24 protein-coding genes are annotated in these 24,324 nt (G+C 39.9%); 7 read left to right on the top strand and 17 right to left on the bottom strand.

The window, feature by feature from the left end; translation table 11 throughout:
• Window positions 1–86 precede the first annotated feature (86 nt).
• From IR083_RS05845 to IR083_RS05825, 5 genes are all read right to left on the bottom strand, one after another.
• Window positions 87–1,040 carry a type IX secretion system membrane protein PorP/SprF gene (locus tag IR083_RS05845; RefSeq protein ID WP_194223613.1) on the bottom strand — a complete coding sequence of 318 codons (954 nt, stop codon included), beginning with the start codon at window positions 1,038–1,040 and terminating at the stop codon, window positions 87–89.
• Between the two features lie 354 nt (window positions 1,041–1,394).
• A complete protein-coding gene (locus IR083_RS05840) occupies window positions 1,395–3,086 on the bottom strand; it encodes an LIC_10190 family membrane protein (RefSeq protein WP_194223612.1) in 1,692 nt (563 codons plus the stop codon).
• A gap of 101 nt (window positions 3,087–3,187) precedes the next feature.
• Window positions 3,188–4,393: a DUF763 domain-containing protein gene (locus tag IR083_RS05835; protein WP_194223611.1), complete on the bottom strand. Its 1,206-nt coding sequence runs from the start codon at window positions 4,391–4,393 to the stop codon at window positions 3,188–3,190.
• Between the two features lie 20 nt (window positions 4,394–4,413).
• Window positions 4,414–5,328: a tRNA (adenosine(37)-N6)-dimethylallyltransferase MiaA gene (gene miaA, locus IR083_RS05830; RefSeq protein WP_194223610.1), complete on the bottom strand. Its 915-nt coding sequence runs from the start codon at window positions 5,326–5,328 to the stop codon at window positions 4,414–4,416.
• Window positions 5,328–5,879, bottom strand: coding sequence for an IS1096 element passenger TnpR family protein (locus tag IR083_RS05825; RefSeq protein WP_006798447.1), 552 nt, complete (start codon window positions 5,877–5,879; stop codon window positions 5,328–5,330). Before IR083_RS05825 ends, miaA begins: the two co-directional genes overlap by 1 nt.
• Window positions 5,880–6,149: 270 nt before the next feature.
• On the opposite strand from IR083_RS05825, the gene IR083_RS05820 reads away from it, so the two are divergent.
• On the top strand, window positions 6,150–6,620 hold the full coding sequence (locus IR083_RS05820; protein ID WP_194223609.1) for an outer membrane beta-barrel protein: 471 nt from the start codon (window positions 6,150–6,152) through the stop codon (window positions 6,618–6,620).
• A 63-nt stretch (window positions 6,621–6,683) separates the two neighbouring features.
• Here IR083_RS05820 and IR083_RS05815 read toward each other — a convergent pair whose 3' ends face one another.
• Both IR083_RS05815 and IR083_RS05810 read right to left on the bottom strand, forming a co-directional pair.
• A complete protein-coding gene (locus IR083_RS05815; RefSeq protein WP_194223608.1) occupies window positions 6,684–7,202 on the bottom strand; it encodes a hypothetical protein in 519 nt (172 codons plus the stop codon).
• Between the two features lie 77 nt (window positions 7,203–7,279).
• Entirely contained in the window at window positions 7,280–8,737 is a 1,458-nt protein-coding gene (locus IR083_RS05810; protein WP_194223607.1) for an ATP-binding cassette domain-containing protein, read from the bottom strand.
• A gap of 828 nt (window positions 8,738–9,565) precedes the next feature.
• Between IR083_RS05810 and IR083_RS05805 the strand changes: the two genes are divergently transcribed.
• From IR083_RS05805 to IR083_RS05795, 3 genes are all read left to right on the top strand, one after another.
• A complete protein-coding gene (locus IR083_RS05805) occupies window positions 9,566–10,228 on the top strand; it encodes an OmpA family protein (RefSeq protein WP_242052374.1) in 663 nt (220 codons plus the stop codon).
• Between the two features lie 232 nt (window positions 10,229–10,460).
• Window positions 10,461–10,817: a BlaI/MecI/CopY family transcriptional regulator gene (locus IR083_RS05800; RefSeq protein WP_006798442.1), complete on the top strand. Its 357-nt coding sequence runs from the start codon at window positions 10,461–10,463 to the stop codon at window positions 10,815–10,817.
• Window positions 10,818–10,851: 34 nt separating this feature from the next.
• Window positions 10,852–12,324, top strand: coding sequence for a M56 family metallopeptidase (locus tag IR083_RS05795; protein WP_194223606.1), 1,473 nt, complete (start codon window positions 10,852–10,854; stop codon window positions 12,322–12,324).
• A 45-nt stretch (window positions 12,325–12,369) separates the two neighbouring features.
• Here IR083_RS05795 and IR083_RS05790 read toward each other — a convergent pair whose 3' ends face one another.
• The 3 genes from IR083_RS05790 to IR083_RS05780 all read right to left on the bottom strand — a co-directional run bounded on the left by IR083_RS05790 (window position 12,370) and on the right by IR083_RS05780 (window position 15,507).
• Window positions 12,370–13,644 (bottom strand): peptidase U32 family protein, encoded by a 1,275-nt coding sequence (locus IR083_RS05790; RefSeq protein WP_006798440.1) that lies wholly within the window; start codon window positions 13,642–13,644, stop codon window positions 12,370–12,372.
• Between the two features lie 145 nt (window positions 13,645–13,789).
• A complete protein-coding gene (locus tag IR083_RS05785) occupies window positions 13,790–14,581 on the bottom strand; it encodes a tetratricopeptide repeat protein (protein ID WP_194223605.1) in 792 nt (263 codons plus the stop codon).
• A 14-nt stretch (window positions 14,582–14,595) separates the two neighbouring features.
• Complete coding sequence (locus IR083_RS05780) at window positions 14,596–15,507, bottom strand: LysR family transcriptional regulator (protein WP_194223604.1); 912 nt, start codon at window positions 15,505–15,507, stop codon at window positions 14,596–14,598.
• A 220-nt stretch (window positions 15,508–15,727) separates the two neighbouring features.
• Here IR083_RS05780 and IR083_RS05775 point away from each other — a divergent pair, with 220 nt between their 5' ends.
• Window positions 15,728–16,384, top strand: a complete 657-nt coding sequence (locus IR083_RS05775) for a YceI family protein (RefSeq protein ID WP_194223603.1) — start codon at window positions 15,728–15,730, stop codon at window positions 16,382–16,384.
• Between the two features lie 78 nt (window positions 16,385–16,462).
• Window positions 16,463–17,293, top strand: a complete 831-nt coding sequence (gene ygiD / locus IR083_RS05770; protein WP_006798435.1) for a 4,5-DOPA dioxygenase extradiol — start codon at window positions 16,463–16,465, stop codon at window positions 17,291–17,293.
• Window positions 17,294–17,297: 4 nt separating this feature from the next.
• Here the strand turns inward: ygiD and IR083_RS05765 are convergent, their stop codons facing one another.
• Genes IR083_RS05765 through IR083_RS05740 form a run of 6 tightly spaced genes read right to left on the bottom strand, consistent with a single transcriptional unit; the run spans window position 17,298 to window position 21,389 of the window.
• On the bottom strand, window positions 17,298–18,167 hold the full coding sequence (locus tag IR083_RS05765; RefSeq protein WP_006798434.1) for a cation diffusion facilitator family transporter: 870 nt from the start codon (window positions 18,165–18,167) through the stop codon (window positions 17,298–17,300).
• 46 nt (window positions 18,168–18,213) lie between these two features.
• Entirely contained in the window at window positions 18,214–19,143 is a 930-nt protein-coding gene (locus tag IR083_RS05760) for a hypothetical protein (protein ID WP_194223602.1), read from the bottom strand.
• 6 nt (window positions 19,144–19,149) lie between these two features.
• On the bottom strand, window positions 19,150–19,860 hold the full coding sequence (locus IR083_RS05755; protein WP_194223601.1) for a histidine phosphatase family protein: 711 nt from the start codon (window positions 19,858–19,860) through the stop codon (window positions 19,150–19,152).
• A gap of 38 nt (window positions 19,861–19,898) precedes the next feature.
• Window positions 19,899–20,519 (bottom strand): outer membrane beta-barrel protein, encoded by a 621-nt coding sequence (locus IR083_RS05750; protein WP_194223600.1) that lies wholly within the window; start codon window positions 20,517–20,519, stop codon window positions 19,899–19,901.
• A 41-nt stretch (window positions 20,520–20,560) separates the two neighbouring features.
• On the bottom strand, window positions 20,561–20,968 hold the full coding sequence (locus tag IR083_RS05745) for an acyl-CoA thioesterase (protein WP_006798430.1): 408 nt from the start codon (window positions 20,966–20,968) through the stop codon (window positions 20,561–20,563).
• 10 nt (window positions 20,969–20,978) lie between these two features.
• The gene (locus tag IR083_RS05740; RefSeq protein ID WP_006798429.1) at window positions 20,979–21,389 is read right to left on the bottom strand and encodes an acyl-CoA thioesterase; all 411 of its coding nucleotides are present in this window, start codon (window positions 21,387–21,389) and stop codon (window positions 20,979–20,981) included.
• A gap of 160 nt (window positions 21,390–21,549) precedes the next feature.
• Between IR083_RS05740 and IR083_RS05735 the strand changes: the two genes are divergently transcribed.
• Complete coding sequence (locus IR083_RS05735) at window positions 21,550–22,716, top strand: DUF418 domain-containing protein (protein WP_194223599.1); 1,167 nt, start codon at window positions 21,550–21,552, stop codon at window positions 22,714–22,716.
• A 60-nt stretch (window positions 22,717–22,776) separates the two neighbouring features.
• On the opposite strand, the gene IR083_RS05730 is transcribed toward IR083_RS05735, so the two are convergent.
• Entirely contained in the window at window positions 22,777–24,312 is a 1,536-nt protein-coding gene (locus IR083_RS05730) for a hypothetical protein (RefSeq protein WP_194223598.1), read from the bottom strand.
• Window positions 24,313–24,324: the final 12 nt, after the last annotated feature.

Below are 24,324 nucleotides of genomic sequence, written 5' to 3'. Positions count from 1 at the left end.
TGTAAAATATATTTTTTAATCTGCAAGATACAAATAAACAAGTTGTGTTGTAATGATAGCAATTCATAACTTATAATTTATAACTTTTATAATATCCTTATACTCTTGCTCGCTTTTACTTCCCGTTTCTTTTGTAACGGAATACTGTAGCGTATAAACAACTCATGGCTTCCATGACTGACTGTCGACACATCCGATGTCAATAAGTCGTATGAATAGCCTGCGTCTATGTTCCTTATTTTTACGCCCAACAAAAATACAAAACCTTCGTCTTTTCTCCAAGATATTCCTCCATTGAACAGCTTATTATATTCAATTTTTGCCGTAATATCAAACTGATAGGTCACAGCATCAGATTTAAAGAAAGCAGAAGGCTGCAATTCTATCAACGGATTATTCAGCTTTATATTGTATCCCCCCATCAAATAATAAGCACGGCCTACAAATGCTGAACTGTTGTCGTTCAGGTCGAACTTCGGTTCCCAAAGGTGTGTAGCCGAAAATCCTACATAGTAGTCGGGTGTAATCCACGCTACTCCCAACCCTGCATCAATGATTTTACTTCCCGCAGCGGAGGGGAGTGCAGGGTCTTGCTCTTTTGGGGTGTGATAGTCACTTGTGGGAATGCGTATGCCGGCAGCATCGAAATTTACATTGAGCAGGCCGCCCTGTAATCCTATATGCAATACCTTATTATTCTTAAACTTGAACTTATAAGCATATTGTCCGAGAAAATATGTGTTAGAAAATAGTCCTGCTTTTTCGTTTGTGACTATAGCTCCAATGCCATGCTCTTTACCAAGGAAATTGAAGGGCATATTCAGTGATACTACAGAAGTAACGGGGGCATTGGTCATACCTACCCACTGGCGACGGTGAAGCATCGAACTTTCAATATTGCCCGTTTCGCCGATAAAGGCAGGATTGTAGAAGTTTTTCATCCGCCAGTATTGGCTTATCTGGGCATCCCACTGTCCGTAAACAGTACTGAAACCTAAGACAAAAAACAAGACGGATAATATGATATATTTAAACCTCATTCACAAACTTAGTGGATTATGGTATGCAAAGTAACGATAATTTATTTGTAAAGGTCTCGGACTCATTTATTATTTTTGTATTTACAACTGCAATAGCTACTACTGATTTGATAGCGTACCTTTAAACTTTATACTGTTACTTATCAACGGTTAAACACCTGATAAATTGTATAGTTCAGTCTTCGATACTTTTAGAATCTGTTTAAATTTTTCAAGAATATGATTTTGAAGGATAAAATGAGCTATTTCGAAGTCAAAATTTTTGAGTTTAGCGGGCTAAACGATAAAATTTCTGACAAGATAAGAGCCGTTTTAGATTCAAAATGCTTCATTGACTAAAATTTAAACAGTTTCTTAATTCTTCTTTTCCCTGAAACCTTCCTGCAAAGTTTTACCTCTCATCTCCAGATTCTTTATATAATTATTACTGCATGGTAAAGCATGATCGTAGCAACCACCATCAAGGGGTTTATAGAAGTCTATGTTGTTCAGATTGAATACTTCCATTGTTACGGGATATTTGTCGAGACGGGTCTGTATGCTCTGTGGCTTATAGAGTATCTCTGTATAAGAAACGTAAGGTTCTTTTACAACAAGGAAGTAACGAACAGATAATACTCCGAAATAGGCTATTGTAGCTATCAGCAGTACATTGGCTGATAGAATCCTGACCGGGTTTTTCAAATCTTTGAACAGCAGATATACAGGGATGGAAAATATGATAGCTATAAATCCATACCCGAATCTTACAGCCGGAGCCATTACCAGCCAGAATAAAAAGCCCATCAGCCCTATAATCCATACAAGCAGTAGCGTAGAATAATCTTTTACAAATCCTTTCTTCCTGAATAACGCACCGAGCATCAGCAATGGAGATATCAGCCCTGCACCTGCGATACAAATGTCCAGGGGATGCCTTTCACCCAGCCATTTCTGGACTTTTACCGCCAAGGGCATATCCAGAATATAATCACTGGAATTGTACATGGCATCGTAACTGATGGCAAAAGATTCGATATACCGTTTCGATTCTATGGAATATTCGACAGGCAGCTTCCAGTCGAAGGTGAATAAGTCGACAGCAGGGTAGGGGTGTATCAGGTAGCCTGATATGATAACATTGCGCACCAGCCACGGGGCAACGACTATCAGGGCAATAATACAGATAAACGCAGTGGCTTTATAATCTTTCTCTCTGATAAGCAGGATAACAAGATACAGTGATACGAGGCATATAAACACAGTGGATACTTTCAGCGTAATGCAGAATATCGGTATCAGCCAGAACAGGATACTTTTCTTCCTGAGGTTTTGCTGGTCTGTCAAAAGCGTAAACAACAGGTATACAATTAGTAAATTAGGCAGCAAATCGGCAGAAGAACAGCCTATATGCGTCTTGTATTCCATAAAGAATGGAATAAATACCGTGATGAATAGCGCCGTAAGGAATAATTGACGGTGGCTTGCCTGCCTTACAATATATATCATCATAAATGCCATGCATAGCGCATTTATACCAAAGACGAATTCTCCGAATAGCGGGCGCAGGCCAAATGCAGAGCATAAAAGGAACAGGTTGCTGTTGAATCCGAAACGTTCTTCCAGATTTGCCAGTCCGGGCACAACATGGTACTGCTCATTCCACAATATATTTTGCATGTGATAATAGTATATATCAGGGAATTGAGGCGGAACCAGAAAGAATAGCATAAATAGTAATCCGGCAGAACCAATTAAGATAATCTGTAATGGTGACAGGCTTTTGATTGTCGCACATCCTTTACTTACAATATCTTTTCTCTTGACAGTAATCAGATAGGAAACAGAGATTACACCCAGAGCAAGGGCAATCTTTATATCGGAAGGCAACCAGATGGATGATATACAGATTATTGTCCCGGTAACACACAAGCCGATAAGAAATGTCTCAAAGAAAGAATAACTTTCTTTCCTTTTCAGGACTTTCGAATAAAGGCTGATGAAAATATCTCCAAATGAGAAGAAAACAAGTGTTGTTAAGAACCAGCATACTATGGCGGCAATCATTCGGGTTGTTTTAAAGTTTTATAAAGAGATTGCAAAATTACGAATTTATTCCGTGAAACAAGCATACTTCGCTCTGTATTAAGCAGCTTCTAAACTCTTTGTCAGTCCCACAGTTTCAGCTGCGTCCCTTCATCCTTTGGTTTCCTGGCATCTCCGAATACGGTTTTCCCCCCATATTTGTATGAAGTATTCCGCTCGTGTTGTACCAAGTCGTCAAAGTAATTGTTCGGGGTATATCCTTTCTCCATATCCTGCGATATTTTAGAAAGGTTCTTGAGCGCCTCCGATTTGTCTTTATCTCCCAGTTTTGCCTGATGGATAGCTTTGTCGAATATTTCGATAGTCTCATCATATACCCGGGTCGGAACAGGGAACGGATGCCCGTCTTTCCCTCCGTGGGCGAAAGAGAAGCGTGCCGGATCGGAAAACCGTGAAGGTGTGCCATGTATCACTTCGCTGACCAGAGTAAGCGATTGTAATGTGCGTGGCCCTACACCTTCGAGCAGCAAGAGTGATTCTATATCAGAAACATTGGTTTCGTGAGCAAGAATGAGCGCGGCTCCCAGACGTTTCAGATTTACATCTTCGGCTCGTACGTCATGATGGTTCGGTAAAATGATGGAAACCTCATTCATCAGTTTATCCGGAGTTTCTTTTGTCAGTTCCAGTATCCCCTCTTTTGTTGGTACAGCGAGCTTATCTGTCAGGTTCAGTATTAAACCCTGATTCTTCCCGCAAACAGAAGTATGTGGTTCTTCCATAAAGGATTCAAGGGACGACGAAAGCCAGTGATAACGTCGTGCCATACGGTTGCTCCCGTTCATGCCCTGCTGAATAACAGTCCATTCTCCATCGATGGTTACAACAAAAGAATGCAGGTATAGTTGGTAGCCATCCTGAACGGCTGTGTTGTCCACTTTGGCCGATAATTTACTGTTTCTTACCAGTTCATCCCCGTCCAAACCTGTTTTGTTGGCTATCTCGATAAGTTCGGCAGGTGTTTGCCGTGAAGACTTCCCTCGTCCGCCACAAACGTAGACGCCCAACTCGGCAGAACGTTTGTTTATTGCCTTTTTCAGAGCATTCATCACAGAGGTGGTTATACCCGACGAGTGCCAGTCCATACCCAATACACATCCTAATGACTGAAACCAGAACGGATCGCTAAGCCGTTGCAACAATGCCGGACGCCCGTATTCGACAACGATGGCCTCGGCAATAGCTCCACCCAGAAGACTCATTCGCTGAGCCAGCCAGGGGGGTACAGTTCCGTAGTGGAGGGGTAAGTCGGCATGTCCTCGTTTCATACGTCTAAGGTAGGAAAAAATTACAGATGATTACCTGCGATAGAAATTATTTGTTGTAAAGCTTCTTCTTCAGTCGTTTCCGACAGATTTATCCAGTGTATATCTTTATCCCGCTTAAACCATGTCATTTGCTTACGGGAATAGATGCGGCTGTTCTGTTTAATTTTGTCGATAGCAAAATCAAAAGTCCATTCACCGTCGAAGTATTTGAACAGTTCCTTGTATCCTACCGTATTAAGAGAGTTGAACTGGCGTTGCGGATAGTATTGCTTCGCCTCTTCGAGCAGCCCTTGTTCTATCATCTCATCCACCCGTCGGTTGATACGTTCGTAAAGCTGTTCACGTTCGCGCATCAATCCTATCTTTACAATGTTGAATGGCCGTGGCTTTTTTGTATTGGTACGGAAGGAGGAATATGGTTTGCCTGTCATCAGGCATACTTCCAGTGCATGGATCACCCGTTTGTGATTTTTGAGGTCTACTATGTTGTAAAAATCCGGGTCGAGGGCTTTTAATTGTGCACGGATAGGTTCTAATCCGCCTTTTTCGTAAAGGTCATATAACTCTTTCCTTAGCTCCTCATCTATTGTGGGCACATCGTCTATGCCATTACATAATGCATCTATATACATCATGGAGCCGCCTGTGGCAACCAGTACGTCATGTGTCTTATGCTGCTCAGCTATTATATCCAATGCATCCCGCTCAAATTCGCTGGCGCTGTAATAGTCTGTGATACCGAGCATGCCAACAAGAAAATGCCGCACTTGCGACAATTGTTCTGTCGTTGGTGCAGCAGTACCTATTTCCAATCCTTTAAAAAATTGCCGGGAATCGGCAGAAATGACAGGCGAATGATAGTACTCTGCAAGATTGAGGCTAAGCGCCGTTTTTCCTACACCGGTAGGACCAAGCAGGACTATAAGCTGTTTCATCAATACTCCTCGTCGCTCGGTAGCGGGGCATTATCCAGACCGTCGAAACCTTCGGCATCGAGTTCGTCCATGTCATAGCCTTCGTCACCATAGAAATTCTCACCTATATCGAGAGAGGTAGATGTTGCCGCTACTGTGTCGAAATCAACCACTTGTGCAGGCGGATTACCGATAGATTTAGTACAGGTGGCTTCATCGAGATTCTTTCCTGTGATGATTTCGCGTAACTCCATGAAGAATGCGCGTTCGGTCAGATAATCGAATACATACATCAGTTTTTGGCGTTCATCTTCCAGGAAGTCGTTTAATATAGATGCCTCCATTGTATAGGAGTCTTCTTCGGGGCTTGTATCCATTTCCACAAGGGTAATTTCCTGCTCTTTTTCCCAATCGTCGCTGCAAATGAAAAATGAAGTCATCTCACCTTCTTTGTAGTCGACCGATTTGACAATAGCTTTGTGCAGATCAAAGAATGTAGCATCTGCATCTATCTGAATTTCACGTTTGAAGTCTTCCACTTCATCCGATAAAAGTAAAAATCTGAATACCATTTTAAATAGACATTTTTAATCCTAATTCAAAAGTAATAATTTTTTTACAAAGAGCATAGAATCATATAAAAAATGACTTCAATAAAGGAATTCTTTTCATTTTAGTAATACAGGTGAATGAACCGAATGAATAATCTTGTTGTTATAGAGAAAAGAAAATCGAGAAAGATTCACTTATTCTAAACTAATTTATCATAAATAGTAATAATTTTGCTGTTGCTAAAGAAAATCGATAAAAATTCATTTATTTATAAACTAATTTATCACAAAATGAAAAAATTACTCTTAGTATTAGTTCTGGCAGGTCTCTCTATTGGGGCTTTTTCTCAAAGCGGTTCCAAGTCAGTATTAGTTAAAGCCGGATACCAATCGGATTATGAAAGATTTGGTTTAGGTGTTGAAGGACGTTATTCTATAACAAATAATCTTCGCCTGGCACCGGATTTCACTTTCTATTTTCCAAATAATCATCTGACCGGATTGGATTTTAATGCAAATATACATTATGTATTTCCTATACAGAGCGGTTTTTCATTGTATCCATTGGCTGGTGTTGCCATGGTAAATAATCGCTTATCTATTGGCGGATATTCCGATAGCAGTACTGATTTCGGTGTGAATATAGGAGCCGGAGGTAGTTTCGATATAGGTAATAATGGTTATTTGAACGTAGAATTTAAATATTCGTTCCAGGATGTAGATAATGCCAATATCATGTTGGGATACGGTGTAAGATTCTGATTACCGGATAAAATAAAAAAATGGGATAAGCAAATGTCGCTTATCCCATTTTTTTGCTCTGTATTATTTAACCGCAAACTTTACAATCGAATCGCCATTGTAGAAAGCAACCGAATCTACATTCAGGCTTGTATCGAACGTGAAAACTTTGACAGGAGTTATTGTAAACGATCGTTCGGCAGATTCCTGCATAATAGAATATACTATGTTGAGAGCTCTTCCTTTCAGGTACGAACTGTCCAGCGAGATAGTGACATCATTTTTTGTTTCGGGCAAAATGATAGCTGCTGCCTTTTGCGTATCAAAATCTATTATGGTCAATACATTATTTAATGTCTTTGCTGGGTGGAAATGCTCGTTGAAATCCGTTTCGTTTAGCAGCATAACTTCGGGAGAAGTGACCTTCTTTGTCGAAAAATAACCATCCACCTCTGTTAGCTCCACGTTTTTCAGATTTTGAAGGTCATTCTCCGATTGGGATACATTTACCCCCGTGGTAGATTTCGTAATATCATTACTTTTGTTTTGTCCGCAGGATGAAACCAATAAGAACAAAGCAGCAAAGTATAGTATTGTCTTCATAAAATTGTATTATTTAATTTATTTATATTAACAACTTCTGGCTTGCAATGTTTAATGATTGCGAAAGAGTCCGGTATTTATACGTTTTTGGTCAATACCAGCCGTTTGTTCACAATATCAGGTATTTCGTCTTCGTAATGTGTAACATATATCAAGGATTTATCCTTATCGCAAAAATCTTCTATCAGTTTTTTTACACGTTTTTTATTTGCGATATCAAGTCCATGAAGCGGTTCATCCAGAATAAGTAAATCGGGATTTTTTATAAATACCCGTACCAATAGCACTAACCGCTGCTCTCCTGATGATACATTGAGAAACGAGATGTCTTTGAGGTGGCTGATATTGAAGGCTCTCATCCATTCCAGTGCAAGGTTTTCCTGTTCCGGATTACATTTACGGTACAGGCCGATTGTATCGAAGAACCCTGAACCAACAACATCGAGACATCTTACATTTTTCTGATAATATAAATGCATCTCAGGCGAAACATAGCCGATCCTTTTCTTTATATCCCAGATACTTTCTCCTGTTCCTCTCTTCCGGTCGAAGAGAGTGATGTCGTTTGCATAGGCTTGCGGGTTATCTCCGCAGATAAGGCTAAGCAGAGTTGATTTTCCTGAACCGTTGACACCCAGTAATGCCCATTTTTCGCCACGCTTTACTTGCCAGTTCAGATCTTTTAGTATTGTGCGATCTCCATACCGGATGTGTATATTTTTCATATCCGCGGCGTATGCGAATGAATACGATTCGTTGCCAAAATCATTTTTCAGAGAAGTAATGTCCAGTTTACCTGCTTGAGTAAATAGTGAGGCCTTCAAATCCGCATCGTTAAGAAAACCTTTGCAAGATAGGGCTGGCAGCACTTTTTTATTGTATACGGGCAGCACATGTGTAATGGCTTCGGGTATATCGTGCGGGTTAGAAAGGATGAGGACAATCTGAAGGTTCTCTAATTCGGCCAGACGCGCCAGCAAGCCGTTTAATACAGTTCGTGAAGCCGCATCCAGGCCTATAAATGGATTGTCGAGTATAAGGATGCGCGGCCTGGACAGTAGTGAGCGCACGATAAGGAATTTGCGAAGTTCTCCGCTCGATAACATATTCACTTCCTTATCCATCAATTCAGATATGCCAAACCACTCCAGCAAAGTGTTCAGCCATATAGGGTCGGCTTTGGATACAAGCTCTTTGACCTGTGGTATTTCCTGTTCGTCGCCCTTGTTCCATCGTTGCTGGTAATAGCTGTTTTGGGAATCAATGATGCTGTATATGTCGCGGAAAGCGACGCTTTTGACTACAGATGATATCGGCAGGTTTTCTCCTTTGCTGTTCTTGCAGGCTATTTCACCGGATTTAAGAGCGTATTTTCCCAATAGAATGTCTATTAATATCGTTTTTCCGCTTCCATTAGGACCTATAACAGCCCAGTGTTCCCCGCTTTTTATCTGCCAGTTGATGGCTTCTTCAAATTGTAGATGCTCCAAGCGGGGTACGGCCGCTGATATTTCTATGATTGTTTCTTGCTCCATTATTTTCTTATGTGAAATGTATAAAAGAGTAACAAAAGTAGTGTTTTATTTATATTTTTCTGTTTTTTTCTGCTCCACTTTGTTTCACTTAAATGTTCATTTTGGCATTGCCCAAAACGAACCAAAAGGCTAGCGCTTCGCTCCTCGGCGACCCAAAACCGTCTTGACGGCTGAATCAAACACACGGGCTATCGCCCCGTTTGATTCTACGCCGTCAGCAACGGATTGGGTACCCCGCCTGCGTCAATAATGCGCGAGGGCTGACGCACGTGGAGCTAAAGCATAAAGAAACACAGTCCTGTCGCCGCATCGCGATTCCGGCCTCATTCTGCAGGCGGGGTGCCCAATCCGTAAAGCGGAGGTGTAGGGCAAAATAGGGTAGTTGCTGTACACGGCTGATAATCCGGTTAAAGATGACTCCGTATTATTTTGCCCACCGCAGCTGCGGTTTTGGGTCGCCAGAGGGATGCAGCCTTGATTTTTGTAACTTTTTATCAAGAAAAAGTTAAGAAAAACAAGCTGGCAGGCACATTAAAATATAGAACATTAAATCTCAACTACTGATTCGCATAATTAAATAATTTCGGGTGTGCCCTATATTGAATAACTTTATCAATATAGATTATTATCCGGCTTTAAAACTGATGGGAAACGAATATTCTTTCGACTAAATAGCTGAAATACTCTTATTTATCGTTAAAAATGAATCTTTTCATAAAAAATAAAAAATAATTTGAGAATAATGTCTAAATTTGTATCCTAGAATAAAACTTTGAACTCACTAAAACTGTAATAGGTATTACCTTAACACCATATGAAATTATGAAAATGAGATTTTTATTACTGCCAATCTTGTTTTGGGTGCTGACTTTTTCTTTAAGTGCGCAAGACAATAAGGCTAATCCGGACCCTTGCAATTGTGAAACTTCCAGAGATTCTATACTTCTTCAACTGAATAGTGGAGAGGAAGTGATAGTTGTAAAAAGAAGTGCGCAACAATTAAGTGTGAGCCAGTCAAATATGGCTAAGCGCAGAAAATATTTCGATTGTCCAGATATTTTTGCCCCTCCGGCTCCGCAACCGGAAGATCCTAAAATAGAAGTTACTCAACCGACATTACCTCAGACTCCGGCTCCGGAACCACCTGTAAAAGGTAAGCCATTCTTTTTACCGGACCCGGTATTTTTCCGAATCAATAAATGGGTAATAGACCCGACAGAATGGTCTAAGATTGAGTTGGCTGTTAATTATCTGAATGCAAATGCCGGATCTACTGTAGTTGTTACAGGGTATGCAGATAAGAAAACCGGTAATGCCGCAATTAACCTGCGTCTCTCAAAAGAGCGCTCAAATGCTGTGGCAAAGGCGTTGGAAGAAAAGTACGGTATTAGCAAGAATAGAATTTCCGTAAACTGGAAAGGTGATGGATTGCAACCGTTCGAACTTGATAATGACAAGAACAGGGCAGTACTGTTCCTGATAAATCCATAAAAGAAATATTTATAGATAGAATGAGAAGACCGCTAATTTAGCGGTCTTTTTTTTTATTTATAAGTATTGTAATGTGCTTATTTATAGTTTAATGTGTTGTTTGCGGGCAAGTGTCTCTGTATTGTAAAACAGTTAACTATTGTTAATAATAGTAATATAACTATATTTTATAGTTGTTTTACTGGGAAATATAGTTAAGTTTGTGATATAGTTATTATAAAAGAATATTTCCATGAAAAAACTGACGCAAAAAGAAGAAGAAATTCTTGCTTGTTTCTGGAGTAACGGTCCGATGTTTGTGCGTGAATTACTTGATTTGCAAGAAGAACCCAAACCCCATTATAATACCCTTTCCACGATTGTGCGTACACTGGAAGAAAAGGGATATATAGGCTATAAGGCTTATGGGAATACATATCAGTACTATGCTCTGATCTCAGAAGACGATTACCGTAAAAGTTCGCTCAGCAATGTAGTAGATAAGTATTTCGGCAATTCGTATACACGTGTAGTTTCATCGTTGATCGAAGAAGAAAAGTTATCGATAGATGAACTGCAGGAATTAATCCGCCAGATTAAAAACAAATAGGGCAGTGTCAATACCTTAAAAATCCCGGAAAACAATGGAAGCATTTCTTCTATATATATTCAAAGTCACTGTGTGTCTTACTCTATTTTACATTTGGGTGAGAGCTATTCTTACTAATGAAACTTTTCATCGTTTCAATCGTGCGGTTATCCTTATTGGTACACTGGCCTGCTTTGCCTTACCTCTGGCCGAGATGGATATTCAGGAATATAGTACTATTCAGAAGCCCTTTGCCCTCATAGAAGAAGCCCTCGTTCCTGTTGAAGAATCTTCTCATCCGGAATTATATCAATATGACGTGAGTGTCTTGCCTCCCTTGTCCGAACCTGAGAATCCGGCTTTATCAATTGGTACGGTATTACTGCTTATATACCTGATAGGTGGCGTAGTTAATCTGATAATACTGAGCAGGTCGATTTATTCGATGTACCGCCTTATCCGGGGGGGACGTAAGATTGTACAGGGCAGGCATATATTTGTTGTAGTTTCTTCCGATATAAATCCCTTTAGCTGGGGCAGGTATATTGTTTTGTCGGAAATGGATTATGCAGGTAATTCTTCAGAAATTATAACGCATGAGATGGCTCATATCAAGCATCGGCATTCTATTGACCTGATTTATATGGAACTGGTTATCCTTATGCAGTGGTTCAATCCGGCTGTATGGCTGTTGAAAAGAGAATTGAAAGATATACACGAATATCAGGCGGATATAAGTGTTTTAGAATCCGGTATCGATGCGACAAAATATCAACTCTTATTAGTGAAAAAAGCCGTTGGCGCAAGCTCCTACACTCTAGCCAACAGCTTTAACCACAGTAAAATTAAAAAACGAATTACTATGATGTTAAAAGAAAAATCAAACAAATGGGCACGGTTGAAGCTCTTATTATTGCTCCCGTTAGGTATACTTACTGTATACGCTTTTGCCCGCCCTTCAGTAAATGAGCCATTAAGTACGCTCATCAATTACGAAAGTACGAATAATTTTCAGAAAAAGAAAGAAGTACCACCACCCCCTCCGCCGCTGAATGCCAAGCAGCAAAGTAAGAGCAATACACCTCCACCACCACCTCCTTTACAGAATTTTCAGAAAGGTGCTGTGAATATGAAGCAGCAAAGGGACAGTGTAAGTAAAGTTCTCAGTGAATATATAGATAACACCGGCTATAAATCGGAAACAAGAATCGGTAATCCTCCGACAGGTAAGTTTGAAGTAATAATGATGAGTGACGCACGAGATCTGGAAAATAAAACTACAGTTTTTCCAAGGTCATTCAATAAAAAAGCAGACGGGGATAAGTCGGGTTATCTTCGCATCTATTGGTATGTGATAGACGGAAAGAAATATTCATGGAACAAATTTATGGATAAATGCCGTTATGGTAAAGTCTTTTTTGACAGGAGTAAGATAAAACCGGAAGATGGCAAGATAACAGAACTATATGGAATTACTACAGATGGGGCTAAGACTCCGGGTTTCTACATGGTAGGATGTAAAGAATAAAAGTAAAAGGCTGCCCTAGTTTTGCTTATGGGGCAGCCTTTTTTATTATGCTTTTTCTACAAACTTCTTTTTCCGTTCCACTTTTACTAGCTTGAAAAGCTTATCCGAAGGACGGATTTTATCATTCACTTTTATAGAAAATTTCTCACCTTTAACTGTTTCCTCAACAGATTTGAGGTCGACACGAATCTCTTCTATTGTTTGAAAGACAGCTCCGGTAGTAGGGCCTGTAATCAATATTTCGTCTCCGACTTTCAATGACTGGGTTTCCATCAGAAATTCTGCGACACCCAGATTGGAGAAATATTTGATTCCTTTTGCAATATATACTTTCCGTTTGGTCGCTCCCGAGCCATAATTGCTGGACCATTCACCGAGTCTTTGCCCAAGGTAATAACCATCCCAGAATCCACGGTTGAACACAGTAGCCAGCCGTTCATCCCAGTTCTCAACTTTTTCTTCAGTGAATGTACCTTCACAATAAGCTTTTATGGCCTCCTTATAACATTCTACTACGGTCCGCACATATTCGGGTCCGCGGGCACGGCCTTCTATTTTGAATACACGTACACCGGCGTCCATCATTTTATTCATGAAATGGATCGTCTTGAGGTCTTTGGGCGACATGATGTATTCATTGTCTATCTCAAGCTCTATATCCGTTTCCTTATCTTTCACAATATAGCTGCGGCGGCATATCTGGTTGCATGCACCACGGTTTGCCGACAGGTCGCGTTCGTGCAGGCTGAGGTAACATTTGCCCGATACGGCCATACAGAGTGCGCCGTGTGAGAACATCTCAATGCGGATAAGTTCCCCGTTAGGACCTTTTATATTCTGTTCTACAATGTCTTTATATATAGCTGCTACCTGATCGAGATTCAGTTCGCGGGCCAATACTACGACATCGGCAAACTGCCCGTAGAACTTCAACGCTTCTGTATTGGTAATATTCAATTGGGTGGAGAGGTGTACTTCCACACCGATACTGCGGGCATACATCATTACCGATACATCGGACGCAATGATAGCTGATAATTCGGCTTCTTTGGCGGCATTTACTATCTGATGCATCAATGAAATATCATTATCATAGATAATGGTGTTGACTGTAAGATAACTTTTGAGACCGTTCTCCTTACAGACGGATGCTATTTGTTTCAGATCGTCGATAGTGAAATTGTTGGATGACCTTGCACGCATATTCAGTCCTTCAATGCCGAAGTATATAGAATCAGCTCCTCCTTGTATAGCTGCTGTAAGAGAGTCGTATGACCCCACAGGCGCCATTATTTCAAAATCGGATATATTATTTTTCATTATGGATGATTAAATATTTTCAATGTAAAATACATGATGTTTCCAGATAATAAGAAGTCTGATCTGAAAAAGATGTGCAAAATTATACTTTTTAAACTGAACGGACAACTTTGGAGTATAGATAGCACCTATGCTTTCATTAATTTTATATATCAGCTATCTTTTCTTTTGTTGCGCGTATACTGATTTCTATATCATTTTTTATATCGCTATCACTGTCTGCACCGAGATTGTCCAGTGCCGACTGGTAATCTTTCAAGGCCTCTTGGTAATTGGCCAGTTCGTAATGTGTGTTTCCTCTGTTGTACCAGGCTACAGGTGAACCCTCCAGGGTTATAGCTTCATTAAAATCGGCTAGAGCCTCTTCGTAATGTTCCATTTTTTCATGTGTCAACCCCCTGTTGTTATAGGCGCTGGCATAGTCGGGTAACAATTCTATAGTCCGGTTAAAATCATTCAGAGCTTTTTCGTATAATCCGATATTGCTATAAATAGAACCTCTGTTGTAATACGCCATTCCGTCTTTAGGATCAAGCTCTATAATCTTAGTGCATGTATTGAGTGTCTCCATTTCGTTGCCGGTCTGGTAATAAATAGTTGCAAGATGCATATATGTTTTTACCAGTACTTTATCCCGCCATTCAGCATCTTTCTTATATTTCTGATCATTATTGATGCGCTCGATCAGATTGTTCAGCATATTTATTTTCTGCTGAGGAGCAGATAGTTTGTTGAGCGCAATATAGATGTCATTATTAAATTTTACAAGGCTTTTTTCTCCCTGTTTACGCCTTTTTGCAATCAGAAAAAACATGACCGCAAAGAGTATAAACATCAGCGCAAACATAGCAATAATGCCTGCAATACCGAATCCTGCAATAGAACTTACATTACAGGATGTGAATAAGAAGGGTATGGATATTATAATATATTTCATGTGGCAGATAGAGTTTATTCAGTGGTATTAATATATGTTTTTATAAAGGTTCTTACTTTTTCTACATATTGAGGTTGTATTTTATCCTTATTGTAAGCCAGATAAAGAGTATTTGTTGCAGGTATATTTCCTTTCCAGAGTATTTTTACCAATCCTTCCTCCAGGGCTTTTCCCGCAATTAAATCGGACGATGCAGCCAGTGCGTCGCTATTTCCTACTGCCCGCAGTATGGCGTCATTGTCAGGTATGGTCGCATGCAGTTTCAGGATAGGACGTTTCTTGAAGTTCTCCCGCCAGAATCTTCTTATTAATGCCAGATCGGTACTATAAGCAATCCATTTCTGAGCCTTAAGCCATTTCTCGATATCTTCTATATTGTTCTTTTCTGCACAGACGTCAAAATCTGTCGTATTCATAGCCGGATTGCAGACAATCATAAACGATTCGGTGAATAAGGCTTCGTAGGTAAGATTATCCGCCGATTTGTTCTGTCGTGTGATGATAGCTATATCTAGATCGTGACTGATGATTTTCTCGGTCAGAGTATCAGCAAGACCGTATTCTACTGTCAGATGGAGGTCTTTCTGGTTACCGACATGTTCGGCCAGGTAATCATTAAAGATTTCGGCGGGTGTGCCTAAACGGATGCTGGGGGCCTTATTCAGAACGGTACGTTTAAATTCGGTTTCTACCCGTTCCAGATTGTCTATCGATTCTACTATTTGTGTATAGAGCTGTTTGCCATATTCGGTGGGCATCATTTTCCGGGGCAGCCTTACAAATAATTGCTGGCCGATATAGCTTTCCAATGATGCCAGCTGAATGCTCATATTAGGTTGAGATATCATCAGCTCCTGTGCAGCCCGTGTTAGTGTTCCGTATTGATAAATTGCTTTGAATGTTCTATACCATTCCAGATTGACCATAAAATAATTTTGATTTATAGTTTTATAGAGTGAACATGTCGTATATCAAATCTGTTTACTCTTTAGTTATAGATATTTATTTAATTGATTTATTCTGCAAATCTATTAATTTTTTTATGATTATGTATCAATATAACTATTTTGATAATAGAATAAAGTATTTTAACTTTGCGACATATTTAAATCAAAATTATATTAATATTAAAAAAGGAAATTGAAAATGAAAACATATTTATTAGCAATCGCATCATTGATATTCGTAGCATCGTGCAACAATGCTGCCAAAAATAAAGTGGAAGGAACTGACGCTCAGGCGGCAGCATCGGGAACCGGAGTTGAACTAACGGTAGACCCTTCAGCTTCATCCATCCATTGGGTAGGATCTAAAGTAGGAGGTTCTCATCATGGAACTATCGGTATAAAGAGTGGTAGCCTTGCTGTTAATGGAGAGGAAGTGGCCTCGGGTTCGTTCGTAATAGATATGAATGCAATTGTAGATGAAGATCTTACCGAAGCTAAAATGAATGAAATGCTGGTAAACCACCTTAAGAGTGAAGATTTTTTTGATGTCGCAAAATATCCTGAAAGTACTTTTACTATTACTAAAGTAGAAGCTCTGGCAACACCGAACGACAGTGTAAACTATACGGTTAGCGGAAATCTGAAGCTGAAAGATGTGGAAAAGAATATCTCTTTCGGCGCAAAAGTTACCAAAGAAGGTGAACTGTATAAGGCTGTTACCGTTCCGTTTACTATCGACCGTACTCAATGGAATGTGAAATACGGTTCAAAAACTTTGTTTGCCAATCTGAAAGAAAATATTGTAAACGATAATATTGAATTGCAGATAACAGTTGTAGCTAAAGCGGCTCAATAATACATTAAACGGTATTTTTATTATATACGGCTTTGACTATAATGTCAAGGCCGTTATTTTTATTAATAACATAAATTTATGACACTAAAAGATTTACATAAACGAGCCATGCAATTTCACGATACACCGCTTATGCCGGTTGTATTTGTCGGACATGGTACACCGATGAATGCCGTTGAGGATAATGAGTTTGTACAGGCATGGGGCAGATTGGGGCAGAATCTTCCGCAACCACAGGCTATTCTTTGTATTTCAGCCCATTGGGAAACACGCGGAACTTTCGTCACAGCCATGAACGAGCCTAAGACAATACACGATTTCTATGGCTTTCCCCGTGAATTGTTTGCCCAACAGTATCCTGCCCCGGGATCGAAAGAACTGGCGCAGTTAGTCAGAGAACAAATAAACGATGTTGCCATCGGGGAAGATTACGAATGGGGGCTCGACCACGGTAGCTGGAGCGTGTTGAAACATATTTATCCCTTGGCGGATATTCCGGTAGTGCAGATGAGTATAGACCATTTCAAAGGAATGCAATATCATTATGATCTGGGGCGGGAACTGGCTTTTCTGCGTCGCAAAGGCGTTTTGGTGATCGGTAGTGGAAATATGATCCATAATCTGCGGATGGTACGCGTCGAAGGGGATGATTTTAATACGGAATATGGTTACGACTGGGCTTTCGAGCTGAACGATTTATTCAAAGATAAGATATTGAACGGCGATTTCCATTCCCTGATAGATTATACCCGTTTGCATGACGCGTCCCGTCTGGCTATTCCTACTCCCGAACATTATATTCCGTTGCTCTACACCTTGGCCTTGAGGGAGAGGGATGAACCTGTCCGGATATTCAACGATAAGGTAATCGCGGGGTCGCTCAGTATGACCTCTCTTGTAATAGGTTAGAGGTTTATCTCGAAGGTTCTACATGTATCAGTATATCAGCTATTTCCGGCTTATGGGCTATTAGCCTGCGTTTAAGTTCGTGAGCGATTTCATGACCGTCTTTTACTGTAATGTTCTTATTCACAATGATATGTAAGTCTACATAGTAAGACATTCCCGTTTTGCGGATATGGCATTTTTCGGTATCTACTACTCCGTCTACCGTTTTTGAAAAGTTGCAGATATCGTTGGCCATATCGGTATACATATCTTTATCCATCATTTCTCCCCATGCTGGTTTAAGTATGCGATAGCTGTTGTAGAGAATAATAAAGGCTGCGAACAATGCTGCCCAGTCGTCAGCGGATTCATAACCGTCCCCTTTATAAATAGCGATGGATATCCCTATAAATGCCGCAACGGAAGTAATAGCGTCGCTGCGGTGATGCCAGGCGTCGGCTTTGAGAGATGTGCTGTCTGTTAGTTTTGCTTTTCTTATTACCCATCTGTAGGATGCCTCTTTCCATAATATGATTGCTCCCAATACGAATAATGTAAATAGTTTGGGGCCTTCGTGAGGAGTGCGTATATTCTCTATGCTTTCTATCGCAATGATCGTAGCCGAAACAATCAGAAAGCCTACAACAGCAAACGTAACAAGCGGCTCTATGCGGCCATGCCCGTATGGGTGGTCTTCATCCGCAGGTTTACTGGCATACCTTAAGCCTAGAAGAACGAGAATAGAGGAAAATATATCGGCGGTGGATTCAATCGCATCGGCAATCAGAGCATAGGAATTTCCGAAATATCCGGCCAACCATTTACATACCGCTAAAAGAGTATTGCCTATTATACTAAAAATAGATGCCTTTTGGGCTGTCTCGGTTTTATCCATCTATCTATATTTAAAGTACAAATATACAGTTTTAAGTAATTGAAATTTATTTTGTACTCGTAATTTTATCACCTCTGAAAGTCAGGTTTCCGGCAGGATAAAACCATTGTTCGGTATTTCCGTTTTCTTTTATGTCTGTAGGCTCACCCCATGCCAGACGGGTCATTTCCTTTGTCATCCCAACCCTGATTTTGTTTTGCAGGATACGGCGAAAATTATTCGCATTATATTTTCTTGTCAGGGCTGCGGCTTCAGCCGCAGTATATACTTTCCTGATGCTCTCATTATTCAGTGTAACAGAGTAGGGGACAGCTGTTTTTATACCCTTTGCATTTTGCAGAACCAATGAAAGTTCGTTAGTTGTATTATCCATTGTCACATCCGTACATTTCCATGTCTGCCCGGTGGTGAAAGCCAGAGCCTTGCCTGTAACCAGATTACGCGACATTCTTAATATATCGTCCGATACTACATATTCTTTTCCGGTGAGTAATTCTTTCTGCTTTTCGAAAAAGCCTTTTACGATAAAAGGAAAAGTATATTCAGATTCTGCGTTGTATTTATAGTACATGATATCTCCGCTCGATAGTTCTTGTAATTTCAGATAGAATTCGTCACTATAATCTTTTCCTTCTGTTTTTGATTTCGGGTGTCGGATCACTTCTATTACATGAAAATACTTTCCGGCCATATCTTCGTAACGGGAATTGTAATTGTCGTTCGGCTTATATATATTCTTTTCGTCGTTCAGCAGGTCGTCGTCTTTCTTATATTTCAGTATAAAACCGCTATATCCGAAAGATTGGGATGATTTATCCAGCCCTTTCAGATATAGTTCCTGCCCGGTGTATCCCATTGCATTTTTGCCCAGGAAGTTAGCAGTACTATCATATGCAAACGTCGGGACTGCCTCTTTCTGTGCAAACAGAGCAATACTAAATAAGGTGAGAGATATTATTATATATATTTTTTTCATTGTTTTTTATATTGCAGCCGCTTCTTTTTTACCTTTTTCCACATAACTCATATCTGCCATCGATTCCACTGTAAACTTACCATCCTGATAAATAACTTTACATACAGCAGCATTTTCCAATGGCTTCTTGAATAATTTGTCTCCCCCCAATCCTAATAACATGGCCAGTATACTCATTCCATGCGAAATGACCAGTATATTGCCATCACCGTACCGAGACTCATTCTTTGCTATTTCGAGAAGGCTTTCCTGTGTGCGTGCTTCCACTTGGGAGAAGTTTTCGGCCATGCCCATTTTATCCAGTTTTTTGACGGCATCGAGCACCTCCCGGTAGCTGATTTCTTTCTCCATAATCGCTTTGATCATACTTTCCGAAGACGTATGGTGGAGGTATAAAGCGGCACTGTTCCACATATGATGATTAAAGTCAGCCTCGAAACTACCAAAGCATGCTTCGCGTAATCCCGCGAGCTCAATCACGGGAATATCTTCCTGTCCTTTGGCTCCCAGAACTATCTTGGTTGTCTGCACAGTCCTGCGCAGATCGCTGCAATAAGCAGTACGGAAATTTATATCGCTCATTCCGTAACCCAGATAACGGGCTACATCTATACCTTCTTTTGTTAACGGTGAGTCACACCATCCCTGTACCCTGTCGAGGGTATTCATCATCGTCTTGCCGTGACGGGCAATGTATAACGTAATTTTAGAACTCATCTTTATATATTATTTAAACTATCCACAGCATCTATCTTTTACAAGCTGCATGTTATTCCTAACTTTATCCCGGATTCCCAAACACGTTGATGATATCTCTCGGAGGAAAAAGGTACTAATGTATGAAGTTTAAAATATGGATTCAGGTATGCAGACACACCTGATTCGAAATCATATTTTGCTCCGATACCCAATATTGTTCCCATTCCGGTTTGTTTATCTATCGAATTGCTTCCGGAGATATCAAAATCCAGTATGATCCCGCCGTTAGCAAATATGTATTTTCCGAAATATACATTTGCAACCACAGGTACAGATATCAATTTGAAGCTTTCTGTCCTATAGGAATAGTCTACTCCTTCACCGGTGAAAGCGGGTTGTATTTTTACATTGTGCTTCGAATATTCAACTCCTGTTTCAATCGCTATTCGCTTATTCAGACTATGCAAATAATTTACACCTAAAGTAAAAAAGTTATCATTCTTATAACTTCCGGATCCATCTAAGCTTTCGAATGTAAAAATTTCATTTACTCCGAAAGAAGCAAAATAAAGCCCGATTTTTCCTGCCTTTTTGTTTTCCTGCGCAATTCCTGTTCCTAATCCGCCAAAAAGGAAGCTTATTAGAATACAGGCGGAAATAAAATTTTTCTTATTCATAAAGATACATATTGTTGATGATTGATATAATAAGCAATAGTTTACTTCCAATCTATGTAATCTGCAAAAGCTTTGTCGAACATTTCGGGCGCAGAAACCTTGCCATCCATTAAACAGACTACCTCTATAACAGCACTGGCGCATAAAGTGTTGTCAGGCACACGGATTATTTGTTGATGAAAGTAATATCTGACGCCTTTGCGTTCTATGTTGACAGAGCAAACGAAGCGTTCTGAACCTCGCAAAGAATTCCTGTAATTGATATTTGCATTACGTACAACCGGGATGATATTAGCCTCAGTAAGATCACGTAATCGCAAACCGCATTTTTCCATCAGTTCGTGGCGGGTAGCTTCGAAGTAATGAAGGTAGATAGCATTGTTGACTACACCTTGCGAATCACATTCGTAGTCGCGTACTTTCATGCTGTTTTCGTATGTAAGTGCCATGATTTTATAATTAGCTAATAAGCAAATGTCCGAGAGTTTTATCGAATAATTCAGGCTTTCCTACTTTTCCATTTACCATACAGGCTGTTTCTACTCTTGCTGTCGAACAAACTTTATTATCTTTCAGCCGGATAATTTTTTGGTTGAAGATATAGCGGATGCCATCTTTTTCGATGGAATCAACGGTGCATACAAAGTCGTTGGCTCCGCGCAGGGAATGTTTGTATCGTATATAAACACTCACTACTACTGCATCTATACCTTGCTCATGTAATTCATAGAAATTCAATCCGTGTTGCTCCAGGAATTCGTGACGCACTACTTCATAATAATGCTGATAATTGGCATTGTTTACTATGCCCTGCGCATCACATTCGTAGTCGCGAACTTTCAATTTATATTCAAATATGGATTCTGCCATGTAATATATTATTCAGTTTATTTAAAGTGCAAATATACGATTTTCCGCTTTATCATCTTGTCAAAAGTCAGATGGACTTCTATTAATATAATAATGGGGAAAGGCTGTGTTTCTAAATAATTATAATAGTTTTGTACTTTATTTTATATAAAGCCAATAAATGAGAAATACCACAGCACGCATCAATGTTGTAGATGCACTGAGAGGATTTGCCATTCTGGGAATTCTGATGATGCATAGTTTAGAACAATTTAATCTTTTTGATTATCCGACGGTCGAAAACCGGTTATTATTATTTACCGATTCTGTTTTCAATAACTCCATACCTTTTCTCTTTGCAGGAAAAGCTTATGCAATATTCGCACTGCTTTTCGGATTGAGTTTTTTCATCCAGAATGATAATCAATTGCAGAAAGGGAAAGATTTCAGGGGTAGGTTTGCATGGCGGTTGGTACTTCTTTTTGGTTGGGGAGTAATTAATTCTATATTTTATACGGGGGATGTGCTCATTCTGTTCTCCATGCTTGGTTTTTTACTGATTATAACCACAAAGCTAGCGGATAGAACAGTGTTTATTCTAGCTGTTTTCTTTTTCTTAATGCCACTCCAATGGGGCAAAGTTATTTTTTACCTGTTCAATGCCGAGCTGCCTCTCGAAGCGCAGCCACATGTTCCTTTCTATCTGCAAACCCTGACAGTAATGAAGAGTGGTAATTTTATGGATATGGTTACAGGCGTTGTCAACAGCCAATTGTATAGCTTCCTGTGGTGGACATGTCAAGGCCGCATATTTCAGGTAGCCGCACTTTTTCTGCTGGGTATGCTGATTGGCAGGAAAGGACTTTTTATCAATACGGATAATAATATCCGGTTCTGGGGAAAAATGCTTATGGTAAGTATAATTTGTTATTTTCCGCTGGCAGGACTTCTGCCGATAATGGAGATGCTTGTGGAAAATGAGAATGTAAAACAACAGTTAAATATTATTCTCGGGTGTTATTCGTCTTTTGCTTTTTTATGTATACTTGCCTCCTTATTTGTACTTTTCTATTATAAGAGCAGTTTCCACAAATGGTTATCAAAATTGGAACCGTATGGAAAAATGAGTCTGACGATGTATATTTCACAGTCTGTAATAGGAGGATTTATATTCTATAACTGGGGATTGGGCTTGGCTAAGGAATTATCGGTTACCTTCTCTATATTGGTTGGCATGGGAATCTTTGCCATTCAATATACTTTTGCTTACTTCTGGCTGAAAAAACACAGGCATGGCCCATTGGAATATATTTGGAAAAAGGCGACGTGGATTGGGGCGAAGAAGTAATTCTGATATATCTGAAATAAAAATGAGGTGTAAGTTTTTAATTTGCACCTCATTTTTTATTTAAGCTATATTCTTTCCCTTCTTATATGCAATTATCCGGTTATATAAGATATATATAACTCCAAAGAAAACGGCATTCATCGGTATCCAGAATCGTGTGGAAACCGGACTGGCAAACGTGGTAGCAGCATAATATATTATTCCCACTGCTGCGATTATCCAGAATATCTTCCGCTCGTTCTCTGCCCATACCAACTGTTTCCTCCATACTATGGATAGTACAGCTGCTACGGCAATAATGAGCCATGTAATAAGGTAAGACATTGTTATCGGTATATCTAAAAAATCACTGTAAATAGTGCATTTGGCATCCATATTAGTACCCTCGGGAATTTTGTACCATTCCAATACATTTTTCATATTTATCGGATAATACTTCCCGATGATTTCGTGGTGGTCGGGATAGAATACTTCCTTGCTGTTCGGCAGATAATAGTATCGAGCAAACTGCAAAGGATAGTGGCTGATAATATAAGTGCCATATTCTTTGTAATTACGGCTTCCCAGCCATATCCACGAAGGAGAATATCCTTGTCCGGTCTGCTGGATATATGAGAACATGAACTGCTTCAGCGGCAGGTCGTTTATCCACATAAATGCGGCAACGGCTTCCGACCCGTCTTTCGTCCGTTCTTTTATTACATCGGTTTGCGTGAGCATATACTGATGCAATATTCTCATTTCGGGGTCTTTTATCTTTTCAGGCTTCAGGTCTATGTAAGGCACTACATGCATTGCATTGTTAGCCAGCTGCCATCCGTCGAATCCGGTCGAAAACTGGTTGAATCCCGTAGTTTTACGCATATCATTTTTTACCTGATTGTAAAAAATGAGTGTTACGGCGAGTGTCATAGCTATTCCTATCCAGCGCATCTTTCCTTTTACCATAAAGAAAAAACATACAAACAGCACAGGGAACATAATGGCCGAATAGCGGATATGCAGAGCGAAGAATAATGACAGTACGAACAGGCAAAGTGCTATCCATCCTTGTGTCTTGATAAAGTAGATGAACGATGTCAGCATGAAATAGATCATTATGGCAAACAGCAGATCGCTCATCAATGCATTCGACATATAGAGCGCTACAGGGCTGAAGACAAACAAAAACAACAAAATGCGCCAGAATATGGAGCTGACAGGCGGAATTACATATTTCAATACAAAGGAAAAAGCTGCAACGGAAAAGAAATACAATATAGTTTGTGCAATAAATACCGCATGAATGCTGCCGGATATGGCATGCACTATTTGCAGGAAGTATGAATATCCGAACGGACGGTAGAATGTAAACATATCTTCAGCCGCCGCGTGCACATAAGTACCCGAATCGGAGATTGTAGCAGGGTAAGGATAACATATTTTCAGTACGATATATCCGATTATACAACTAAGGATTAGTATAACCCAGTCTATTCGTTGCTCTTTCGCTTTCAGGAATGAGAAGAAAGAGGTCGATGTATCGTTGTTTTTAGTCATTGGTGCAAGGATATGATTTACAATTATAAGGATAAAAGGCACAGGCTGTAAACCCATGCCTTTTTATTA

The sequence above is a fragment of the Dysgonomonas sp. GY75 genome (genome assembly GCF_015234155.1).
Lineage (GTDB): Bacteria > Bacteroidota > Bacteroidia > Bacteroidales > Dysgonomonadaceae > Dysgonomonas > Dysgonomonas gadei.
The sequence above is the reverse complement of the archived record's forward strand: the minus strand, read 5'-3'. Positions and strand labels throughout refer to the sequence as shown.

What these genes read in the sequence shown, in the direction of transcription:
- IR083_RS05845 (WP_194223613.1), bottom strand. Translation starts at nt 1,040, where the DNA reads ATGAGGTTTAAATATATCATATTATCCGTCTTGTTTTTTGTCTTAGGT.
- IR083_RS05840 (WP_194223612.1), bottom strand. Translation starts at nt 3,086, where the DNA reads ATGATTGCCGCCATAGTATGCTGGTTCTTAACAACACTTGTTTTCTTC.
- IR083_RS05835 (WP_194223611.1), bottom strand. Translation starts at nt 4,393, where the DNA reads ATGAAACGAGGACATGCCGACTTACCCCTCCACTACGGAACTGTACCC.
- miaA (WP_194223610.1), bottom strand. Translation starts at nt 5,328, where the DNA reads ATGAAACAGCTTATAGTCCTGCTTGGTCCTACCGGTGTAGGAAAAACG.
- IR083_RS05825 (WP_006798447.1), bottom strand. Translation starts at nt 5,879, where the DNA reads ATGGTATTCAGATTTTTACTTTTATCGGATGAAGTGGAAGACTTCAAA.
- IR083_RS05820 (WP_194223609.1), top strand. Translation starts at nt 6,150, where the DNA reads ATGAAAAAATTACTCTTAGTATTAGTTCTGGCAGGTCTCTCTATTGGG.
- IR083_RS05815 (WP_194223608.1), bottom strand. Translation starts at nt 7,202, where the DNA reads ATGAAGACAATACTATACTTTGCTGCTTTGTTCTTATTGGTTTCATCC.
- IR083_RS05810 (WP_194223607.1), bottom strand. Translation starts at nt 8,737, where the DNA reads ATGGAGCAAGAAACAATCATAGAAATATCAGCGGCCGTACCCCGCTTG.
- IR083_RS05805 (WP_242052374.1), top strand. Translation starts at nt 9,566, where the DNA reads ATGAGATTTTTATTACTGCCAATCTTGTTTTGGGTGCTGACTTTTTCT.
- IR083_RS05800 (WP_006798442.1), top strand. Translation starts at nt 10,461, where the DNA reads ATGAAAAAACTGACGCAAAAAGAAGAAGAAATTCTTGCTTGTTTCTGG.
- IR083_RS05795 (WP_194223606.1), top strand. Translation starts at nt 10,852, where the DNA reads ATGGAAGCATTTCTTCTATATATATTCAAAGTCACTGTGTGTCTTACT.
- IR083_RS05790 (WP_006798440.1), bottom strand. Translation starts at nt 13,644, where the DNA reads ATGAAAAATAATATATCCGATTTTGAAATAATGGCGCCTGTGGGGTCA.
- IR083_RS05785 (WP_194223605.1), bottom strand. Translation starts at nt 14,581, where the DNA reads ATGAAATATATTATAATATCCATACCCTTCTTATTCACATCCTGTAAT.
- IR083_RS05780 (WP_194223604.1), bottom strand. Translation starts at nt 15,507, where the DNA reads ATGGTCAATCTGGAATGGTATAGAACATTCAAAGCAATTTATCAATAC.
- IR083_RS05775 (WP_194223603.1), top strand. Translation starts at nt 15,728, where the DNA reads ATGAAAACATATTTATTAGCAATCGCATCATTGATATTCGTAGCATCG.
- ygiD (WP_006798435.1), top strand. Translation starts at nt 16,463, where the DNA reads ATGACACTAAAAGATTTACATAAACGAGCCATGCAATTTCACGATACA.
- IR083_RS05765 (WP_006798434.1), bottom strand. Translation starts at nt 18,167, where the DNA reads ATGGATAAAACCGAGACAGCCCAAAAGGCATCTATTTTTAGTATAATA.
- IR083_RS05760 (WP_194223602.1), bottom strand. Translation starts at nt 19,143, where the DNA reads ATGAAAAAAATATATATAATAATATCTCTCACCTTATTTAGTATTGCT.
- IR083_RS05755 (WP_194223601.1), bottom strand. Translation starts at nt 19,860, where the DNA reads ATGAGTTCTAAAATTACGTTATACATTGCCCGTCACGGCAAGACGATG.
- IR083_RS05750 (WP_194223600.1), bottom strand. Translation starts at nt 20,519, where the DNA reads ATGAATAAGAAAAATTTTATTTCCGCCTGTATTCTAATAAGCTTCCTT.
- IR083_RS05745 (WP_006798430.1), bottom strand. Translation starts at nt 20,968, where the DNA reads ATGGCACTTACATACGAAAACAGCATGAAAGTACGCGACTACGAATGT.
- IR083_RS05740 (WP_006798429.1), bottom strand. Translation starts at nt 21,389, where the DNA reads ATGGCAGAATCCATATTTGAATATAAATTGAAAGTTCGCGACTACGAA.
- IR083_RS05735 (WP_194223599.1), top strand. Translation starts at nt 21,550, where the DNA reads ATGAGAAATACCACAGCACGCATCAATGTTGTAGATGCACTGAGAGGA.
- IR083_RS05730 (WP_194223598.1), bottom strand. Translation starts at nt 24,312, where the DNA reads ATGGGTTTACAGCCTGTGCCTTTTATCCTTATAATTGTAAATCATATC.